Source organism: Azoarcus sp. KH32C (assembly GCF_000349945.1).
Classification (GTDB): Bacteria; Pseudomonadota; Gammaproteobacteria; order Burkholderiales; family Rhodocyclaceae; genus Aromatoleum.
Genome location: NC_020516.1, coordinates 2,896,388 through 2,915,372 on the forward strand (window position 1 = coordinate 2,896,388; position 18,985 = coordinate 2,915,372).

At 66.1% G+C, this 18,985-nt stretch carries 14 protein-coding genes; 8 read left to right on the plus strand and 6 right to left on the minus strand.

The genetic code is table 11. The features are described 5' to 3' along the window. Window positions 1–44: 44 nt before the first annotated feature. From AZKH_RS12665 to rtcR, 4 genes are all read right to left on the minus strand, one after another. Window positions 45–929, minus strand: coding sequence for a LysR family transcriptional regulator (locus tag AZKH_RS12665; RefSeq protein ID WP_015436176.1), 885 nt, complete (start codon window positions 927–929; stop codon window positions 45–47). Window positions 930–1,050: 121 nt separating this feature from the next. After that, window positions 1,051–2,067, minus strand: a complete 1,017-nt coding sequence (locus AZKH_RS12670; RefSeq protein ID WP_156822103.1) for a J domain-containing protein — start codon at window positions 2,065–2,067, stop codon at window positions 1,051–1,053. A gap of 217 nt (window positions 2,068–2,284) precedes the next feature. Continuing rightward, complete coding sequence (locus tag AZKH_RS12675) at window positions 2,285–2,881, minus strand: hypothetical protein (protein WP_015436178.1); 597 nt, start codon at window positions 2,879–2,881, stop codon at window positions 2,285–2,287. 213 nt (window positions 2,882–3,094) lie between these two features. Beyond that, window positions 3,095–4,693 carry an RNA repair transcriptional activator RtcR gene (gene rtcR / locus AZKH_RS12680; protein ID WP_015436179.1) on the minus strand — a complete coding sequence of 533 codons (1,599 nt, stop codon included), beginning with the start codon at window positions 4,691–4,693 and terminating at the stop codon, window positions 3,095–3,097. A gap of 660 nt (window positions 4,694–5,353) precedes the next feature. On the opposite strand from rtcR, the gene AZKH_RS12690 reads away from it, so the two are divergent. From AZKH_RS12690 to ppnN, 8 genes are all read left to right on the plus strand, one after another. Beyond that, window positions 5,354–6,493 (plus strand): slipin family protein, encoded by a 1,140-nt coding sequence (locus AZKH_RS12690; RefSeq protein WP_015436180.1) that lies wholly within the window; start codon window positions 5,354–5,356, stop codon window positions 6,491–6,493. Further along, on the plus strand, window positions 6,486–7,718 hold the full coding sequence (locus AZKH_RS12695; protein WP_015436181.1) for an RtcB family protein: 1,233 nt from the start codon (window positions 6,486–6,488) through the stop codon (window positions 7,716–7,718). Before AZKH_RS12690 ends, AZKH_RS12695 begins: the two co-directional genes overlap by 8 nt. 121 nt (window positions 7,719–7,839) lie before the next feature. Next, window positions 7,840–9,903 carry an ATP-binding protein gene (locus tag AZKH_RS12700; RefSeq protein ID WP_172642469.1) on the plus strand — a complete coding sequence of 688 codons (2,064 nt, stop codon included), beginning with the start codon at window positions 7,840–7,842 and terminating at the stop codon, window positions 9,901–9,903. After that, the gene (locus AZKH_RS12705) at window positions 9,900–10,271 is read left to right on the plus strand and encodes a response regulator transcription factor (protein ID WP_015436183.1); all 372 of its coding nucleotides are present in this window, start codon (window positions 9,900–9,902) and stop codon (window positions 10,269–10,271) included. The genes AZKH_RS12700 and AZKH_RS12705 overlap by 4 nt, the downstream gene beginning before the upstream one ends. Continuing rightward, a complete protein-coding gene (locus tag AZKH_RS12710; protein WP_015436184.1) occupies window positions 10,268–10,741 on the plus strand; it encodes a chemotaxis protein CheX in 474 nt (157 codons plus the stop codon). Before AZKH_RS12705 ends, AZKH_RS12710 begins: the two co-directional genes overlap by 4 nt. A 104-nt stretch (window positions 10,742–10,845) precedes the next feature. Continuing rightward, window positions 10,846–11,634, plus strand: coding sequence for a 3-hydroxybutyrate dehydrogenase (locus tag AZKH_RS12715; RefSeq protein WP_015436185.1), 789 nt, complete (start codon window positions 10,846–10,848; stop codon window positions 11,632–11,634). A 30-nt stretch (window positions 11,635–11,664) separates the two neighbouring features. Continuing rightward, complete coding sequence (locus AZKH_RS12720) at window positions 11,665–12,822, plus strand: patatin-like phospholipase family protein (protein WP_015436186.1); 1,158 nt, start codon at window positions 11,665–11,667, stop codon at window positions 12,820–12,822. A 93-nt stretch (window positions 12,823–12,915) separates the two neighbouring features. Beyond that, entirely contained in the window at window positions 12,916–14,289 is a 1,374-nt protein-coding gene (gene ppnN, locus AZKH_RS12725) for a nucleotide 5'-monophosphate nucleosidase PpnN (protein ID WP_015436187.1), read from the plus strand. Here ppnN and AZKH_RS12730 read toward each other — a convergent pair. Both AZKH_RS12730 and AZKH_RS12735 read right to left on the minus strand, forming a co-directional pair. Further along, a complete protein-coding gene (locus AZKH_RS12730) occupies window positions 14,262–15,716 on the minus strand; it encodes an efflux transporter outer membrane subunit (RefSeq protein WP_015436188.1) in 1,455 nt (484 codons plus the stop codon). The two genes, ppnN and AZKH_RS12730, sit on opposite strands and share 28 nt — an antisense overlap. Before the next feature lie 10 nt (window positions 15,717–15,726). Then, the gene (locus AZKH_RS12735) at window positions 15,727–18,969 is read right to left on the minus strand and encodes an efflux RND transporter permease subunit (protein ID WP_015436189.1); all 3,243 of its coding nucleotides are present in this window, start codon (window positions 18,967–18,969) and stop codon (window positions 15,727–15,729) included. Between the last annotated feature and the right edge of the window lie 16 nt (window positions 18,970–18,985).

Here is an 18,985-nt window from a genome sequence, read left to right on the forward strand (position 1 = left end):
GTCCTTCGCCATGGCAGCCATCTCGTTTGGAGATGGCTGACCCGTCATGCGGTCAGGTGAGAAAGCAGCAGGCGCGCCGCGACGGGAAGATAGGCAGCATCTCGAACCACGATGTGAAGTTGGCGCGTCGCCCACTTGTCGGTCAGCCGGATCAGCCGCAGCCCGAGCGCGGAGGCGAAGAAGCGGCCGACGCGTTCCGGAACGACGCCGACGCCGAGCCCGACATCCACCATCCGGCACAAGGCGTCGAAGCTCGTCACATGAATGCGCAGGCGGCGGACCATGCCCGCTTCGGCCGCGGCGTTTTCGAGCAGCGTGAAGAGCGCGCTGTTCTGGCTCAGACCAACATGGTCGTAGGCGAGACTCGCGACGTAGCCCGTCTCCTCCATCGCCGCGAGCGGGTGGTCGGGCCGCACCAGCAGGACGAGCTGGTCGCAGCGGTACGGATAGCATTCGAGGCCGTCAAGTTCGCCTGCGTCGGACACGACACCGAGATCGGTCCGTCCCTCGCGCACGGCACGCAGGATGTCCGTGCTCAGGTGTTCCTGCAGGTCGATCTTGATGCCTTCGTTCGCCGTCATGAAGGCCCGGAGATCCTCGGGCAGGAATTCGACGACGGCGGAGATGTTTGCGTGCATGCGCACATGGCCCCGCACGCCCTGCGCATATTCGGACATCTCCGCGTGCAGCAGGTCGACGCTTCGCAGCACGCTGCGCGCATGAAACAGCAGCGCCTCGCCCGCGGCCGTGGGCTTGACCCCCCGCGCGCCGCGTTCGAGCAGCGGCAGGCCGAAGAGCTGCTCCAGTTCGACGAGCCGCTTGCTGACCGCCGACGCGACGATGTGCTCGCGCTCGGCGCCCTTCGCGATCGCGCCCGTCTCGCAGACCGCGACGAAGAGCTGCATCGAAACGAGGTCGACCCGTTTCACGACGACGCCCTCGCCGCTCTCACCCGCGTTGCTGTCTTCAAGTTCCCTCTTCTCCCCGGCGATTCAGCTCGCATCCGGAGAGTTTCGGGGATCGCGACGCAGGTTCGCAAGCCCCAGGCGCTCAGGCGGCGCCCGCGGACAATGCGTCGATGCGCCTTCGGAGCGTCGCGCACTCGTCGACGAATCGAGAGCGCACATGCGCGAAATAATCTTCCCAGTCGTCGACGCTTCTCGCCTGACGATAGACGGTGTCGAGTTGGAGGGTCTGGATAGCAAGGATCAGGTCGGCAACCTGGTCCTGCAGGTCGCGGACGCGACTGCGCGCCGAGTGGTCGGTCGATGCGCTTGTGCTCGCCGTGGTGTCCTGGCGCGCGATGGAATCGGTTTCGAGTTCGCCCAGGAGACGCTGAAGTGCCGCCAGGTCGCTCCTGCGATAGGCTTCCTGGACGCTGAGAAAGGACTCGTGCGCCGCGTCCTTGTCGGTGTCGCCCACCCGGTCCGGATGGCAGCGCATGACGGCCGCGCGGTAGAGACGGCGCAGCTCGTCTTGTTCCTCTTCGTCCAGTTGCGCGGATGCCTGCCGTGAGGACTCCTCGACGGTCTTGTGAAAGGCGTCGCGTTCCTTCGCGGCCGCGCCCGCCTCTTCGCGGTCGGAAGCCGCGCCCGTTTGTTCGGCTCTCAGCCGGTAGTATTCGGCGCGCAGCATCAAGCATTCCTCGATCACCGTGCCCAAGGCCACGTACTGGGACTGCTGGAACTGGCACACCAGCCGCTGCATCTCCGCGAGCCGCACTGTGAGATCCCGCATCTGCCCTTGCAACATGACCGCACGGGCGATCAGCTTGTCCAGGTCCGCATCGGGCATATGCGCGACGGCGGCTTCGGCGGTGGCGGGTTCGGGGACTTCCTCGTCCTCGATTTCAGCGGATTCCGCGGGCAGGACTTCGAGCTCGGGCAGAAGCTCTTCCGACTTCGACGCTGGCTGCTGTTCCGGCTCGGCGGCAGGTCCAGGCTCTGCGACCTGCGGTTCGGGTTCGACGAGAGGCGGTGGAAGCTCGACAACGGCGGCTGCGGCCGTGGTCTCGTCTCGCTTGATCTCAGGAGTCCGGCGCTCACCCTGGCCGAAGAAGGCGAGCATCGCGCCGCGGACGCGGTGAACGAAGGTCGATAGATTCATGCCCGAATCGCGTCACCGTTTCGATGCCGCGCCCCCGAAAAGTGTCGACCTTAGCATTCTGACGGAATATCGGCCGCCAAGAGCGTCGATTCCGGTAAGGAAATGTCATCGGGGGAGGCCGTGGCGGGCCTGCGGAGGGCGACGCGTCGCACGGGATTGCGACGCGTCGTCGAAAGGCTTAGCTCGCGAGCCGGCGATCGGGGAAGTCGATCACCCGCGCCTGGTGCCGACGTTCCTGGAAGAACTGCTGCAGGCCGGTCTTGCCACGTGCCGGCGAGAAGCCGGTGAGCATCTGCATCTTGGTCTGCGCGGCGGTCATGATGTCGAACCATGCGCGGAGCAAGACTTCCATGCGTGCGGCGCTTTCCGGGCTCAGCTGCGGCATCGTCTCGCTGTCCATGGCCTGACGGCGCGAGATGTTGTCGATTGCGAGGTTCGCGGTCTCGTTCTGGATCTGGAGCAGCCGTTCCCGCAGCGACAGCAGCAGCGTGTTCATGACCATGATCGTCCGCATGCTCATGTTGCCGGCCGCTTCGCTGGCGTGTAGCGAGTCCGACCCTTCGGGCAACGGCGGGACGATCATCGACGCGCTCTCGCGCAGCCCGAGCGTCTCTTCGATGCTTGCGATGGCGGCCTGCCAAGCTGTCGTTGCGCTGAGTTGTTGTTCCCAGGCCAAGCCGATGGTTTCCCTGCTCATTTCATCAAGGTTGAAAGGCGGGATGAATTCGTATTCCAGGGCATCGGTGTGGATGGTGTTCAGGTTCGTTGTCCTCATGTTGCCGTCTCCTCGGTCTAGGTTTAACTCCGGATTGATGCCGCCGGTTGGAGCGAGTGGCTCCGTCCAGTACATCCGGAACGATGCAAATGTGCGACCGCCTCCGAACCCAAAGGAATCCCCAAGGCGGAAATCATTCCAGGTCAAACGATAGTCTGAAGTGTCCTCCCGACCTGTTACAAAATGATCACAGCCGTAACGGATCATCGCGTATCAGGTCTTCCTGAAATCCCTTACTAATTCAAAGGATAGATCAAAACGGCCGAGGTATTTGCGCAAGCGGTCGGCGTCGTTCGGACGAGCCTTGTCCTGGCGCGAAACGGCGAAAAGCTTGCGTCCCGCGTCCGACAGGCTGGCGGCGGAGCGGCAGATTTCGATGACCCGGTTGAGCTGACAGCGGTCGAACAGATCCAGCGTCGTCACCCGCTCGCCGAGGAGGTCTTCGGCGTGATCTACGGCCTCGCCGCCCGACCACGTGGCCCGCAGCCGCGCGATTTCGTCGCGGACGTTGTCCTCGGTGATCCGTCCCGCGTCGGCAAGCGTCGCCATGCGCGTGACGGAGGCGCCGAGCTCGCGGAAGTTGCCTGGCCAGCGCGCCTCCGGCGACACGGCGAAGGCGAGATAACGCCGTCTCGCCTCGACATTGAAGCGCACCTGCTCCCCCTGCTCGCGGGCGAAGCGTTCCAGTTCGAAGTCGAGGTTCGGTTCGATGTCCTCGGACCGCTCGGCGAGTCCGGGGAGCTTGAAGGTCCAGAGGTTGATCCGCGCGTAGAGATCCTCGCGGAAGCGCCCTGCCGCGACCCACTCGCGCAGATCGCGGTGCGTACCGGCGATGAGCTGGAAGTCGCTCCCGACCTCGCGGTCTCCGCCGAAAGGGAAGAAGCGTTTTTCCTCGATGGCCTTGAGCAGCATGGCCTGCTCGTCGAGTCCGAGCTCGCCGATCTCGTCGAGGAAGAGCACCCCGCCGTCCGCCGCCCGCAACAGGCCCGGACGCTCGCTCTGGGCGCCGGTGAATGCGCCCTTCACGTGGCCGAAGAGCGTAGACATCGCGGAGTCGCCGCGCAGGGTCGCGCAGTTCACTTCGACGAGGCGGCCTTCCAGGCGTTGCCGCTGACGTTTGAGTTCGAAGATCCGGCGCGCGAGGAAGGACTTGCCGGCGCCGGTCGGTCCGATCAACAGCATCGGCGACGGCGATCGGCCCGCGACGCGTTCGATACACTCGATCATCCGATTGAACGCGGGGTTGCGCGTCGCGATGCCGGATTTGAGCAGCGACACGCTGTCGTCGCGCTCGCGGATGAAGCGCTGGGCGATCTTGTCGTAGCGCGACAGGTCGAGGTCGATGATCGCGTGGCAGCCGACGCTGGTCGGGACCTCCTTGTTGCGCGACGGCGAGGTCTGGATGAGCCGCGCCGGCAGGTAGCGCGCTTCGGCGAGCAGGAACCAGCAGATCTGCGCGACGTGGGTGCCGGTCGTGATGTGGATCAGGTAGTCCTCGTTCTCCGTGTCGAAACGGTAGCCGCGCGCGAAATCGTGCAGCGAGGTGTACATCTCTTCGAAGTCCCACGGGTCGCGCAAGTCGCGTTCGACGCGGCGCACCTCCGTTTGCGGAGAGACGGTCGCGATGTCGAGCCGGATCCGCTCGGCGAGTCCGCGGCTGCGCGCGTCGTGGAGGAGTTCGAGGCGATCTATGGCGAGATCCGGCTGCTGACACAGGCCGACCGTGGGCCGCCACTTCTGCCACCGCCCCGTGCCCCTGCCGCCGTAGTCGAGCTGGGTGCCGAGAAATCCGATCGCAACGGTTTTCTTCATGGTTTTATCTTTTCGGATAAGTAACTCGATACAAGTCTATATTCCGCGCCCTGGTCTCGCTCGCCAGGATTTCACACGAAGGGAAACAGTGCCGTCGTATCAACGGCTTCGCGATTCGTTCGACGATCGCCATGCCGCTGGCACGCCTCTCGCAATAGGTGAAGCGATCGCCGACGCGCTGCAATGGCCCACGGGCCGGGGCTGAAGACCCCGCCGGTGCGCGGGAGCCGGAGTCCGCTCTGTCGTTCCTGCGTATGCCGCCGCCGTGTGGATGCGATCGCCGTGCGGTCCCCTGGAGGGGGCAACCGGGTTCGATTCCCGGGCCGCACTCGATTGGATAGCTCAGTCGGTAGAGCAGCTGCGATAGCAGCCTGTCGCGGGTTCGACTCCCGCTCCAAACCTGTCCTGACACGACAGTTGATGCAGCAGTACCCGCCGGTTGCGGTGTGCGCGAGCACCCGCCGCCGGTCCGCCCGGCCCCCGGCCCGCCCTCGCGGCAGGGCGTTCGGCAAGGCGGCAGATGGGTTCCGCCGCTCCCCGGTGCCTCGGCGCCGTGGAGTACCGGACCGCCGGCCCCCTGCCCTGCGCCTCCCCGCCCGTGTCGGCCGGTTGGCCCGACGGACCGGCGCCCGACCGGCAACAACAAAAAGGAGAACGAAAATGTTGAAGCGATTCGTGGTGAAGAAAGACGAGCGTGGCGCACTGCTCCGGGAGGCGGACTTCGAGCGCATCCTGAAATCCGGGCGCTACCGGTTTTTTGATCCGTTCGGCCGGCTCTCGCTCGTCACGTGGAAGGCGGACGCTCCGATGACCGATCTCGGGATCGTCGACTACCTGCTTCAACATGAACCGGCGGTCGCCGCCGAGCATTTCGAACGGATGGAGCTGACCGAAGACCAGGCCGGCCTGCGTTACGAGAACGACGTGCTAGTCGAAATCCTGCCGCCGGCAGCCCGCCGCTTCGTGTGGAAGGGCGTGGTACGGCATCGACTGGAGACGGTCGACCTGCGCGCCGGCTACGCCGTGGCGCCGGAGGTCGCCGCGCACCTGGTCCAGCCGGCCTTGCGCGGACGCGCCGTGATGGGGCTCGGTTATCTGCTGCTTGCGCAGGTGCCGGCCTATCACGTCGGCGTGCTGAAGGTGGACGGAAAGGTGCAACGGCTGATGCCGGCGGGAGTCGAAGGGTTCTGGCGTTTCAACCGGGACATCCAGGTCGAACTGGTCGATACGCGGCTGCAGAACATGGAGGTCAGCGGCCAGGAGATCCTGTCGCGCGACAAGGTCGGGCTGCGGCTCAACCTCGCGGCGACCTGGCGTTACACCGACGTGCTGCTGGCGTACGAGAAGCTGAGCAAGCCGGCCGATCACCTGTACCGTGAACTGCAGTTCGGTTTGCGGGCCGCCGTCGGGACGCGGGCCATCGACGAGCTGCTGGAGAACAAGCAGACGATCGACGAGGTCGTGGGCGACTATGTGGCCCGCAAGCTCGACGGTTTCGGGATCGAGGTGAGCAGCGTCGGGGTGAAGGACATCGTGCTGCCGGGGGAGATGAAGAACATCCTCGCGCAGGTCGTGGAGGCCGAAAAGTCGGCCGAGGCGAACGTGATCCGGCGCCGCGAGGAAACGGCCGCGACGCGCTCGCTGCTCAACACCGCGAAGGTGATGGAAGACAACCCGACGGCGCTGCGCCTGAAGGAGCTCGAGACGCTGGAAAGGGTCGCCGAGCGGATCGACCGGATCTCGGTGTTCGGAGGCCTCGACCAGGTGCTGAGCGGGCTCGTGAGTATCAAGAATGCGTGAGAGAAAAATGGATTTCCAGTTGCTGGAAGTGGAAAACGGCAAGCCGATCAAGATGTGGACATCGGGCGTGCCGGTCGAGGACGAGGCGCGCCGGCAGTTGATGGCGACGGCCTCGATGCCCTTCATATACAGGCACATCGCGGTGATGCCGGACGTGCATCTGGGCAAGGGATCGACGATCGGCAGCGTGATCCCGACCCGCGGTGCGATCATTCCCGCGGCGGTCGGCGTCGATATCGGCTGCGGGATGATCGCCGCCCGCACGACGCTGACGGCGAAAGATCTGCCGGACAACCTGCACCGCCTGCGGACCGCGATCGAACACGCGGTGCCGCACGGGCGCACCACCCCGCGCGCGGGCCGTGACGTCGGCGCCTGGGAGAGGACGCCGGCCGAGGTCGATGCGGCCTGGCGCGCGCTGCTGCCGGGCTTCAACCGCATCACGGAAAAGTATCCGAAGCTGAAGAACACGAACAACTACAAGCACCTCGGGACGCTCGGGACCGGCAACCATTTCATCGAGGTGTGCATCGACGAGGAGGACCGCGTCTGGTTCATGCTGCATTCGGGGTCACGCGGCGTCGGCAATGCGATCGGCAACCTGTTCATCGAACTGGCGCAGGTGGACATGCGCGAGCACCTCGCGAATCTGCCCGACCGCGATCTCGCGTACTTCAAGGAAGGCAGCAAGCATTTCGACGACTACGTCGAGGCGGTCGGCTGGGCGCAGGACTATGCGCGGCGCAATCGCGCGGTGATGATGCATCACGTCGTGGAGGCGGCCCGGTCGGTGATCGGGAAGGCTTTCGCGGCGGACGTCGAAGCCGTGAACTGCCACCACAACTACGTCCAGCGCGAAACACATTTCGGCGCGGATATCTTCGTCACGCGCAAGGGAGCCGTTTCGGCGCGCAAGGGTGAGCTCGGCATCATCCCGGGATCGATGGGCGCAAAAAGCTACATCGTCCGCGGACTCGGCAACGAGGAAGCGTTCTGCTCCTGCAGCCACGGTGCGGGACGGGTGATGAGCCGCAACGAGGCGAAGCGACGGTTCACGGTCGAGGATCAGGTCAGGGCGACGGCCCACGTCGAATGCCGCAAGGATCGCGACGTGATCGACGAGATCCCGATGGCCTACAAGGACATCGACCGTGTGATGGAGGCGCAGCGCGAACTGGTCGAAGTCGTGCATACGCTGCGCCAGGTGGTGTGCGTGAAGGGCTGAGGGCGCACGCATCGAAGCGTCTTGCCGTCACATTTCATTGTCACAAATCGGCAACTGAAATGTAACAGCACGGGACTAGGCTGCCGGGTTCCACTTTTCACCCGGTCGCCCGATGCGTGCGTTGCGTTCATCCCTCCTCGGCAAATACCGCCTGCTGGTGCTGGCTGTTGCGGCGTTCTTCGCGCTCAGCGTCAGCGTGTACTCGCTCAACTTCCTGATGCTTCGCCAAGTCGACCTCGACGCGACGAGGATCAACGACGGCGGGAAGTTGCGCGGGTACTCGCAGCAGCTGGCGAAGGCGATCCTTACGCTCTCCCACGAGTCGTCGCAGGGCGAGCCGATCCAGACCAGCCAGGCGCAGATTTCGGAAGCCGTCCTGGCCTTCGATCAGTCGCTCACGGAAATTCGCAGTTTGGCGAGCGAGGACCACGACCCGACCGAGCAGCAACTGTTGGACGAGATCGATAAGCAATGGACGCCGCTGCGCGATGCGGCGAACGCGCTGATCGGCGAGCGACCATTCAGCGAAACGGACGTGCAGGCCACCTTCACGCTCAGCGACACGCGGAACGTGCGTCTGTTGCAGCTCGCGGGCGACCTGACCCAGCACCAGGAGGCCCTTGCAGCCGAGCGGGCGCAGTCGATGCGTTACCTGCAGTTCGGCGCGATCGGGCTCGCGCTGCTCAATTTCCTCTACATCGTCGTCCACGTCTTCCGCAGTCTGCGCCGCAGCGACCGCGAGGCCGAGCAGGCGCGCCGCGAAACCGACGACATCCTGCGCACGGTGCGCGAGGGGCTCTTCCTGATGCATCGGGACGGCACGGTCGGGACGCAGCGCTCGGCGCATCTCGCGAAGGTGTTTCCGCAGCCGCTGGCGCCCGGACACAACTTCCTGACGATGCTCGCGACGCTGGTCTCCGACGAAACGATGCAGTCGGTCCGGCAGTACGTGGAGCTGCTGTTCAACGAACGGGTGAAACCGGCCTTGCTGGCGGACCTTAATCCGCTGAATCGCGTCGAGATCGCGCCACAGGGACGCGGCCGGACGATGCACCTGAACTTCGGCTTCCATCCGGTGCGCGGCGAAGGCGGCACGGGGATCGACGCCCTCCTCGTCGCGGCCGTCGACGTCAGCCAGGAGGTGCGGCTGGAGCAGGAGCTGGCGGGCGCCGAGGAGCGCGCGCGCAACGAGGTTTCGCTGCTGCTTGGCGTGCTGGAGAACGAGCCGGCGGAGGTGATGCGCTTCCTCGCCGAGGCGAAAGCAAGGCTAGAACGGGCGAACGGCGTGCTGCGGGACGTGCCGGTCGAAGTCGGCGCCTATCTCGCGGCCGTCACGCGAGTGTTCCGGGAAGTTCACACGATCAAGGGCGAGGCTGCGGCGCTGTCGATGGGCACCGTCGCCGCCCAGGCGCACGAGTTCGAGGACGTCCTCACGGCGCTCGTCAAGCGGCGGAATCTCGGCGGCGACGACCTGATCCCGGTCGCGACCGGCATTGGCCATCTGATGCAAGAGCTGGCGAAAGTCGATGCCGTGGTCGGGCGGATCGGCGCCTTCACGCGTGTCGCCCCGGGACGGGACACTTCCGCCGCCGACGTGGCAGGCAAGGACGCAAGCGCCGACGACTGCGTCTACCAGTCGATGCAGCGCATCCAGCGCTTCGCCCTGTCGGTTGCGGCCGAGCTCAACAAGAAGCTGCGCGTCGAGACCTCCCTGCCCCACGTCGAGGATGTGCCGGCGTCCGTGCACCGCGTGCTGCGCGAGGGACTGCCGCAGCTCGTTCGCAATGCGGTCGTGCACGGCATCGAAAGTGCCGACGAGCGCCGCCTTGCGGGCAAGCAGGAGGAAGGCCGGTTGCGCATCGAGTTTCAGCGCACTGCCGATGGCGGACTCGAACTGACGGTCGCCGACGACGGCCGCGGGATCGATGTCGCGGCCTTGCGGCGGCATCTCGTCGACGCCGGCTATCGCGATGCCGACGCAGTCCAGGCGATGAGCGATCGCGAGGTCGTCGCGACGCTCTTCGAGCCGGGCGTGTCGACTGCGGCGAGCGTCACCGAGCATGCGGGCCGCGGCGTTGGCCTGGATGCGATCAGCGCGCTCGCACGCGAGACCGGCGCGCGGCTGAAGCTCGCCTCCACCCCGCGCACCTACACGCGCTTCACCCTTCAATGGAGCCCGACATGAAAGCGAGACTGCTGATCGTCGATGATTCGATGGTGATCCGGAACCTGATCGCCCGCCAGATGCTCGACGAGCGCCTGCCGCCGATGGACGTTGTCGGGCTGGCGGCCGACGGCGAGCAGGCGCTGGCGATCGCGCTGTCGAAGCACCCCGACTTCATCACGATGGATCTGACGATGCCCAACATGGACGGCGAGGCCTGCATCGAACGCCTCGCGGCGGTGCTGCCGAGCGCCAGGATCATGGTGGTGTCCGCCCTCAGCGACAAGACGACGGCGCTGCGCGCCATCAGCAAAGGCGCCCACGGCTTTCTGCACAAACCCTTTACCGACGAACAACTGGTCGCCGCCCTGCTGGAGTTGATGAGTTGAACTACCGCGCGCTGAATCACGAAGACATCGAAGTGTTCTCCGAGGCGATCTCCGCCTTCTTCCTCAACATGACCCACGAGCCGGCCATGGTGCGCACGGCCTACATGCTGGAGGGGAGCACTCCGCCGCTCTGGGGCGATTTCAACGGGGTGATCGAGGTCTCAGGCGGCTTTCGCGGCAGCATTACCTTCTCGGCCCCGGGGGGGATGCTCGGGCAGGTGCTCGACGTCATGGGAGAAAGGGAGCAGTCGGCCGACCGCTGCCTGGACGTGGTCGGCGAGATCGCCAACATGATGTCAGGGCGGGCGCGTCGCCATTTCGGCGAGGATCTGACGATCGCGCCGCCGAAAGCCTGCCTTCGCTCTGCGCGGCACACGCTGCCCGGTGCGAGCGGGACCCCGTACGCAATTCCGTTGCGCTGGCGGACCTTCGAGGCCAACCTGGTCGTGCACCTGGACATCCGCCGATAGGCGGACGTGACATCCGCTTACCCTGCGTTTCTTGATTTACCGCTCCGCGTCGCCCAGATTCCTTGGGTGCGAACCTTTGCAGGGTGAGCGAAGGAGTGTGGGGCATGACCGGAGAATTGGGCGGCAAGGTGGCGGTGGTCACGGGTGCCGGCAGCGGCATCGGCAAGGCGATTGCGGAGAAGCTGGCGCAGGCCGGCGCGATGGTCGCGGTGACGGACCTTAATCTCGCGAGCGCCGAACAGGTCGCGAACGAAATCGTCGCCGCTGGCGGGCGGGCGGTTGGGATTGCGATGGATGTGGTCGACGAACGCGCCGTGGATGAGGCGATCGACCAGATCGCGGCCAAGCATGGCAGCGTGGACGTGCTGATATCGAACGCGGGCATCCAGATCGTCGATCCGATCGTGGAATTCAAGCTGGCGGACTGGAGGAAGATCCTGGCGATCCACCTCGACGGCGCCTTCCTGACGACCCGCGCGGCGCTACGCCACATGTACCGCGACAACCGCGGCGGGGTCGTGATCTATACGGGCTCGGTGCATTCGCACGTCGCCTCGCCGCTCAAGTGCGCCTACGTCACGGCCAAGCACGGCATGCTGGGGCTTGCGCGCGTGTTGGCGAAGGAAGGCGCGGAGCACGGCGTCCATTCCTACGTCGTGTGTCCGAGCTTCGTGCGCACGCCGCTCGTCGATAAGCAGATCCCGGAACAAGCGCGGGATCTGGGCATCAGCGAGGAGGAAGTGGTGAGGAAGGTGATGCTCGGGGAGACGGTGGATGGTGAGTTCACGACGCTGGAAGATGTCGCGAACACGGTGCTCTTCCTGGCGGCGTTTCCGACTGCCGCGTTCACCGGGCAATCCTTCCTGCTGACGCATGGCTGGGTTATGCATTGAACTGCGCCTCGACCGTCCGGAGCTGCACGAGTGCGACGACACAGGCCGCCATTCAAGACCATCGCCCTCGTGCTGCAGGGAGGTGGTGCTCTGGGTGCCTATCAGGCAGGGGTGTATGAAGGGCTCGACGAAGCCGGGATCCATCCGGACTGGTTGGCCGGGATTTCGATCGGGGCGATCAATACGGCATTGATCGCGGGGAGTGCGCCCGGCGCGCGAGTCGCCAATCTGCACACGTTCTGGGAGACCGTGTGTCGCCCGGTCTTCGTCCAGCCGATGGCCGACGCCGTGCAGTCATGGGTCGGACAGCTGGGCGACGGCGCCCGCCGGGTGTTCAACGCCGTGGTCGCGTGGCGCGGGGTCGTCGAGGGCCAGCAGGGCTTCTTCACGCCGCGGCTACCGCCGCCGTGGCTCGCCGTGAATGTCCCGCCGTCGGAGGCGAGCTATTACGACACGGCTCCGCTGCGCGTGACGCTCGAGCAACTCGTGGACATCGACCGCATCAACGCCGGTCATCCGCGCGTGTCGGTGGGCGCAGTCAACGTGCGCACGGGCAACTTCGAGTACTTCGACAACACCGTGGGACCGTGGAAGGGTCGGCTGCGGCTGGAGCATTTCATGGCGTCGGGCGCCCTGCCCCCGGGCTTTCCGCCGGTGGAGATCGACGGCGAGTTCTACTGGGATGGCGGACTCGTGTCCAACACGCCGCTGGCGCATGTGCTGGAGGACGAGCCGCGCCACGACACGCTCGCCTTCCAGGTCGACCTGTGGAGCGCGCTCGGGACGGTGCCGACAAACATCTGGGACGCGCAGGAGCGCCAGAAGGACATCCAGTATTCGAGCCGCACGCGCGCGATCACGGACCTGATGGCGCGCGAACAGCAACTCCGCCATCTCGTGAGCGAGATGCTGAAGCATGCGCCGGAAGACATGCGGCAGTCCGACCACTGGTGCCGCGAGGCCGCCCATTGGGCCTGCGGGCGGCAGGTCAGCGTCATCCACCTGATCTACCAGGAAAAGGAATGGGACGGGCTGGCGAAGGACTATGAGTTCGGTCCATTGACGATGCACGACCACTGGGCGAGCGGTCTCGACGACATCCACGCGAGCCTCGAACACAAGGAGTGGCTGGAGCTGCCGCCGCGCCATCAGCGTTTCGTCACCTACGACTATCACCGCGACGACTGAGGCCGCGCCGGCTCCGGTTGCCGATTGATTCATCCGTCTGCGCTCCGACGATGTATTCTCCATCGTCATCGACTCAGCATGAGAGCAAGACGCATGAAATATGAAGTAGTCGACACACAGATCGACGCACAGATCTCCCCAGTCGGGCGTATGGAAGTCCTCTCCAGGGCCGAGGCGGCGCGCCTGTCGTCGCATGATCAGAGGGGGCTGCACGAGATCTTTCGCAACTGCGCGCTGGCCGTGCTCAACTGCGGCAACGGAATCGACGACGCGAAGGAGTTGCTCGAGCGCTATCATTCCTTCGAAATCGACATCATCCAGCGTTCGCGCGGGATCAAGCTCGATATCCGCGGCGCGCCGGCAAGCGCCTTCGTCGACGGCACGATGATCCGCGGCATCCAGGAGCATCTCTTCACCGTCCTGCGCGACGTCATCTACGCGAGCACCGAGATCGACGTCGGAAGCTCCGAGGCGATCACCGACGCGGTGTTCCACATCCTGCGCAACGCCGGCATCATGAAGCCTACGCTGCAGCCGAACATGGTGGTGTGCTGGGGCGGACATTCGATCAGTCGCGAAGAGTACGACTACACGAAGCTGGTCGGCTACCAGCTCGGCCTGCGCGGGCTGGACATCTGCACCGGCTGCGGTCCGGGTGCGATGAAGGGGCCGATGAAGGGCGCGACGATCAGCCACGCGAAGCAACGCATCCCGAACGCGCGCTACCTGGGCTTCACCGAGCCCGGCATCATCGCCGCGGAGTCGCCGAATCCGATCGTCAACGAGCTGGTGATCCTGCCGGACGTCGAGAAGCGCCTCGAGGCCTTCGTCCGCGCCGGCCACGGCTTCATCGTCTTCCCCGGCGGCGTCGGCACGGCCGAAGAGATCCTCTATGTCCTGGGCATCCTGCTGCACCCGGACAATGCGAAACTCCCCTTCCCGCTCGTGTTTACCGGGCCTCGGAGTGCGGCCGAGTATTTCCGCCAGATCGATCGATTCATCGGCCAAACGCTCGGCGAGGAGGCGCAGCGCCGCTACAAGATCATCGTGGACGACCCCGTCGCAGTCGCGCGCGAGATGCAGGCGGGGATCGCCGACGTGCGTGCCTACCGCAAGGAAACGCAGGACGCGTACTACTTCAACTGGTCATTGCGCGTCGAGCATGAGTTCCAGCGTCCGTTCCGGGCGACGCACGAGAGAATGCGCAAGCTCTCGCTGCACAAGAATCAGCCGCGGCACCTGCTGGCGGCGAACCTGCGCCGGGCCTTCTCGGGCGTCGTTGCGGGCAACGTCAAGGCCGACGGGATCCGCGAGATCGAGAAGCACGGCAGCTTCGAGATCCAGGGCGATCCGGAGATCCTGCAGCCGATGGACGCGCTGCTGGCGTCCTTCGTCGCGCAGGGCCGGATGAAGCTGCCGGGCAAGGTCTACAACCCCTGCTACCGGATCGTCGCAGAGACGGTTTGAACCGCTGGCCCGTCGCCCGGCCCCCAGCCGCCGCCCAAGGCTCGCACCAGCGCGACCGTCGTTTGGTATTGCGCCGACCGCACCTGCAGCGCTTCGCGGCGGTTGCGCAACTCGCTGCGGCGGGCGTCGAGCAGGTCGAGCTGGCTGACGAGCCCGCTGCGGTAGCGCACATCCGATAGCACCGTCGCGCGGCTCGCGGAAGCGACCGCGCGCGACTGCGCTTCGCTCTGGTCGGCGAGGAGGCGCAGCGCGGATAGCTGGTCTTCGACGTCCTTGAAGGCGACGAGCACCTGTTCGCGATAGCCGGCGAGCGCAGCATCGAGTTCCGCGCTGGCGTTCTTCACGCCTGCGTCGCGCCGCCCGCCGTCGAAGATCGGCAGCGACAGCAGCGCGCCGATGCCCCAGGAGCGGGCCGACCATTTGAAGAGATCGCCGAGGTCGGTCGACGCGTAGCCGCCGGAACCGGTCAGCGCGATGTCGGGGAACCATGCCGCTTGCGCGACACCGACGCGTGCCTGCGCGGCGAGCATCGATTGGCGGGCGGAGGCGACGTCGGGACGGCGTGTGAGCACCGTCGAGGGGACGCCAGCCGGGATCACGGGCAGCGCCGTGCTCCAGTCGCCGGCATCGACCCCGAAGTTGGAAGCCGCGTCGCCGACCAGCACTGCGAGCGCGTGCTCGACTTCCGCGCGGCGGCGGTCGAGCGCGAACGCGTCGGATTCAGTCGCGGCGAGTTCGGTGCGCACGCGCGCGACGTCCAGTTCGGCGATGTCACCGGCTTCGAAGCGCCGTTCGGTAAGCGATAACGTGTCGCGATAGGCTCCGACGGTCTCGCGCACCAGCGCGCGTTCGGCATCCAGCGCCCGCAGCGCGAGGTAGCTGCGCGCAACGTCCGCCTGCACGAGAAGACGCGCGTTGCGGAGCAAAGCCTCGCGGCTGTCGGCGTCGAGCGACGCGGCCTTGCTCGCCTGCGAGAGTCGCCCGAAGAGATCGAGCTCCCACGAGAAGTTCGCGCCGGCACGGAACAGGTTGCCGGCGCCGCCGCCGGCCGGCGTGATCGCCCCGCCCTGCCGCGTGACGTCCGCGCCGATGCCGACTTGCGGCGAGCGATCGGCGTCCGTCGCCTGCAGCAGCGCGCGGGATTGCGCGAGCCGGGCCGCGGCGATCTGGATGCTGTTGTTGCGCTCCAGCGCACGCTCGACGAGCCCGTCGAGAACTGGGTCGGAGAAGGCCTTCCACCATGTGCCGTCGGCTTGCGCCTGGGCTGGCACGGCCTGCGTCCAGCGGCCGTCGCCTTCCTTGAAGGCCGCCGGCGCAGTCGGCAACGCGGCGGGATCGATCCCGGGCGCCGTGGCGCAGCCGGCCAGCACGAGGGCGGCGAGGAGCGGCGCGAGCGCAGTGCGCAGGGGATGAGTCAGCAGTGTCATGTTCAACTCCTTATTCGTGATGCGCACGCGGTGCGGCAAGGCCCGGAGCGGTTGCGGCGCCGCCCGTCGCGGACGAGCCGGCGAAGGCTTCGAGGTGCGGGATCTCGCCGTGCAGCTTCAGCGCGCGGTTGCCCGCGAGCCGGCGCAGCAGCACGTAGAACACCGGCGTCAGGAAGAGGCCGAAGGCCGTCACACCGATCATCCCAGCGAACACCGCGACGCCCATCGCGCTCCGCATCTCGGCACCGGCGCCGGTCGAGAGCACCAGCGGCAGCACGCCCATCACGAACGCCAGCGAGGTCATCAGGATCGGCCGCAGCCGCAGCCGGGCCGCTTCGATCGCGGCCAGCATCGGCGTGCGTCCGGCGAACTCCAGCTCGCGGGCGAACTCGACGATCAGGATCGCGTTCTTCGCCGACAGCCCGACCAGCACGATCAGGCCGATCTGCGTGAAGACGTTGTTGTCGCCGCCGGACAGCCACACGCCGGTCATCGCCGCGAGGATCCCCATCGGCACGATCAGGATGATCGCGAGCGGCAGTGTCAGGCTTTCGTATTGCGCCGCGAGCACCAGGAAGACCAGCAGGATCGCGAGCGGGAACACCCACACTGCCGAGTTACCGGCGAGGATTTCCTGATAGGTCAGCTCGGTCCATTCGAAGCTGATGCCCGACGGCAGCGTTTCGGCCGCGATGCGTTCGACCGCCGCCTTGGCTTGGCCCGACGAGTAGCCGGGGGCCGGCGCGCCGCTGATGTCGGCCGACAGGAAGCCGTTGTAGCGCATTGCGCGTTCCGGCCCGAAGCTCGACTGAATGTTCATCAGCGACGACAGCGGCACCATCTCCCCGCCCGGCGCACGCACCTTCAGCAACCCGACGTCCTCGGCGCGGGCGCGGAACGGGGCGTCGGCCTGCACGCGCACCGAATACGTCCGGCCGAAGCGGTTGAAATCGTTCACGTAGAGGCTGCCGAGGTAGATCTGCATCGTGTCGAACACGTCGGTCACCGGAATGCCGAGCTGGCGCGCACGGGTGCGGTCGATGTCGGCATAGAGCTGCGGCACGTTCACCTGATAGCTCGAGAACAGCCCCGCAAGCTCGGGCGCCTTCGACGCCTTCGCGAGGAAAGCCTTGGTCGCGGCATCGAGCGCCTCGTAGCCGAGCGACGCGCGGTCTTCGAGCTGCAGCTTGAAGCCGCCGGTCGTCCCGAGCCCCTGCACGGGCGGCGGCGGGAACATCACGATGAAGGCGTCCTCGATGCCGGCGAACTTCTTGTTGAGCTCCATCGCGATCGCGCCGGCGCTCAGCTCCTTGCCCTTGCGCTCTTCGAAGGGTTTCAGCGGCGTGAACACGATCCCCGAGTTCGAGCTGTTGGTGAAGCCATTGATCGACAGGCCGGGGAAGGCCACGGCGTGCTCGACACCCGGCTGCTGCAGCGCGATCTCGCCCATGCGACGGATGACCTCTTCCGTGCGGTCGAGCGTCGCGCCGTCCGGAAGCTGCGCGAAGCCGATCAGGTACTGCTTGTCCTGCGCCGGCACGAAGCCGCCGGGCACTGCCTTGAAGAGCCCGAACGCCAGGCCGACGAGTGCGAGATAGACGATCATCATCACCGCCTTGCGCCCGATCGCGCCGCGCACGCCGCCGCCATAGGCTTCGGCGCCGCGGTGGAACACACGGTTGAAGGCACCGAAGAAGCGCCCGAAGACCTTGTCCATGCCGCGCGTCAGCGCATCCTTCGGCGCGTCGTGACCCTTCAGCAGCAGCGCGGACAGCGCCGGCGACAGCGTCAGCGAGTTGATCGCCGAGATCACCGTCGACATCGCGATGGTCAGCGCGAACTGCTTGTAGAACTGGCCGGAGAGGCCGGTGATGAAGGCGAGCGGTACGAACACCGCGATCAGCACCAGCGCGATCGCGATGATCGGGCCGGAGACTTCGCGCATCGCGCGGTAGGTCGCTTCGCGCGGCGAGAGCCCCGCCTCGATGTTGCGCTCGACGTTCTCGACAACGACGATCGCGTCATCGACGACGATACCGATCGCGAGCACCAGCCCGAAGAGGGTGAGCGCGTTGATCGAGAAGCCGAAGAGGTGCATCACCGCAAAGGTGCCGACGATCGACACCGGCACCGCGAGTAGCGGAATGATCGACGCGCGCCAGGTCTGCAGGAACAGGATCACGACGAGCACGACCAGCGCGACCGCTTCGAGCAGCGTATGCACGACCGCCTCGATCGACGCCCGCACGAACTGAGTCGGGTCATAGACGATTTCGTAGTCGACGCCTTCGGGCATGTGCTGCTTCAACTGCTGCATCGTTTCCCGGACGTGGTCCGAGATCTGGATCGCGTTCGAACCCGGCGCCTGGAAGATCGGAATCGCGACGGCGTCCTTGTTGTCGAGCAGCGAGCGCAGCGCGTAGTCGGCGGCACCCAGCTCGATGCGGCCGAGATCGCGCAGGCGCGTCACGGCGCCATCGGCACCGGTACGGACGATGATGTCGCCAAACTCCTCCTCGCTTTGCAGGCGGCCTCGGGCATTCACCGGCAGCTGCAGGTCGATGCCCTTCAGACCCGGCGACGCACCGATGACGCCGGCCGCGGCCTGCACGTTCTGCTCGCGGATCGCGCGGACCACGTCGCCCGCGGAAAGGCCACGCGCCGCAACTTTCTGCGGATCGAGCCAGATCCGCATCGAATAGTCGCCGGAGCCGAAGAGCTGCACTTGGCCGACGCCCTCGATACGCGCGAGACGGTCCTTGACGTTGAGCAGCGCGTAGTTGCGCAGGTAGGTCATGTCATAGCGGCCGTTCGGCGACAGCAGGTGCACGACCATCGTCAGGTCAGGCGAGCTCTTGACCGTCGTGATGCCGAGTCGGCGCACTTCCTCGGGCAGGCGCGCCTCGGCTTGCGAGACGCGGTTCTGCACAAGCTGCTGGGCCTTGTCCGGGTCGGTGCCGAGGCGGAACGTGACGGTCAGCGTCAGCAGGCCGTCGGTCGTCGCCTGGCTGCCCATGTAGAGCATGCCTTCGACGCCGTTGATCGACTCTTCGAGCGGCGTCGCGACCGTTTCGGCGATCACCTTCGGGTTCGCGCCGGGATACTGTGCGCGCACGACAACCGACGGCGGCACGACTTCGGGGTACTCCGACACCGGCAGCACGCGCAGCGCGATCAGGCCGGCGATGAACATCAGCAACGACAGCACGCCAGCAAAGATCGGGCGGTCGATGAAGAAGCGGGATAGGTTCATGATGGTGCTCTCGATT

Bases quoted from the DNA above. Each gene is read 5' to 3' on its own strand.
- AZKH_RS12670 (WP_156822103.1), bottom strand. From the start codon at position 2,067: ATGCTCGCCTTCTTCGGCCAGGGTGAGCGCCGGACTCCTGAGATCAAG.
- AZKH_RS12675 (WP_015436178.1), bottom strand. From the start codon at position 2,881: ATGAGGACAACGAACCTGAACACCATCCACACCGATGCCCTGGAATAC.
- rtcR (WP_015436179.1), bottom strand. From the start codon at position 4,693: ATGAAGAAAACCGTTGCGATCGGATTTCTCGGCACCCAGCTCGACTAC.
- AZKH_RS12690 (WP_015436180.1), top strand. From the start codon at position 5,354: ATGTTGAAGCGATTCGTGGTGAAGAAAGACGAGCGTGGCGCACTGCTC.
- AZKH_RS12695 (WP_015436181.1), top strand. From the start codon at position 6,486: ATGCGTGAGAGAAAAATGGATTTCCAGTTGCTGGAAGTGGAAAACGGC.
- AZKH_RS12705 (WP_015436183.1), top strand. From the start codon at position 9,900: ATGAAAGCGAGACTGCTGATCGTCGATGATTCGATGGTGATCCGGAAC.
- AZKH_RS12715 (WP_015436185.1), top strand. From the start codon at position 10,846: ATGACCGGAGAATTGGGCGGCAAGGTGGCGGTGGTCACGGGTGCCGGC.
- ppnN (WP_015436187.1), top strand. From the start codon at position 12,916: ATGAAATATGAAGTAGTCGACACACAGATCGACGCACAGATCTCCCCA.
- AZKH_RS12730 (WP_015436188.1), bottom strand. From the start codon at position 15,716: ATGACACTGCTGACTCATCCCCTGCGCACTGCGCTCGCGCCGCTCCTC.
- AZKH_RS12735 (WP_015436189.1), bottom strand. From the start codon at position 18,969: ATGAACCTATCCCGCTTCTTCATCGACCGCCCGATCTTTGCTGGCGTG.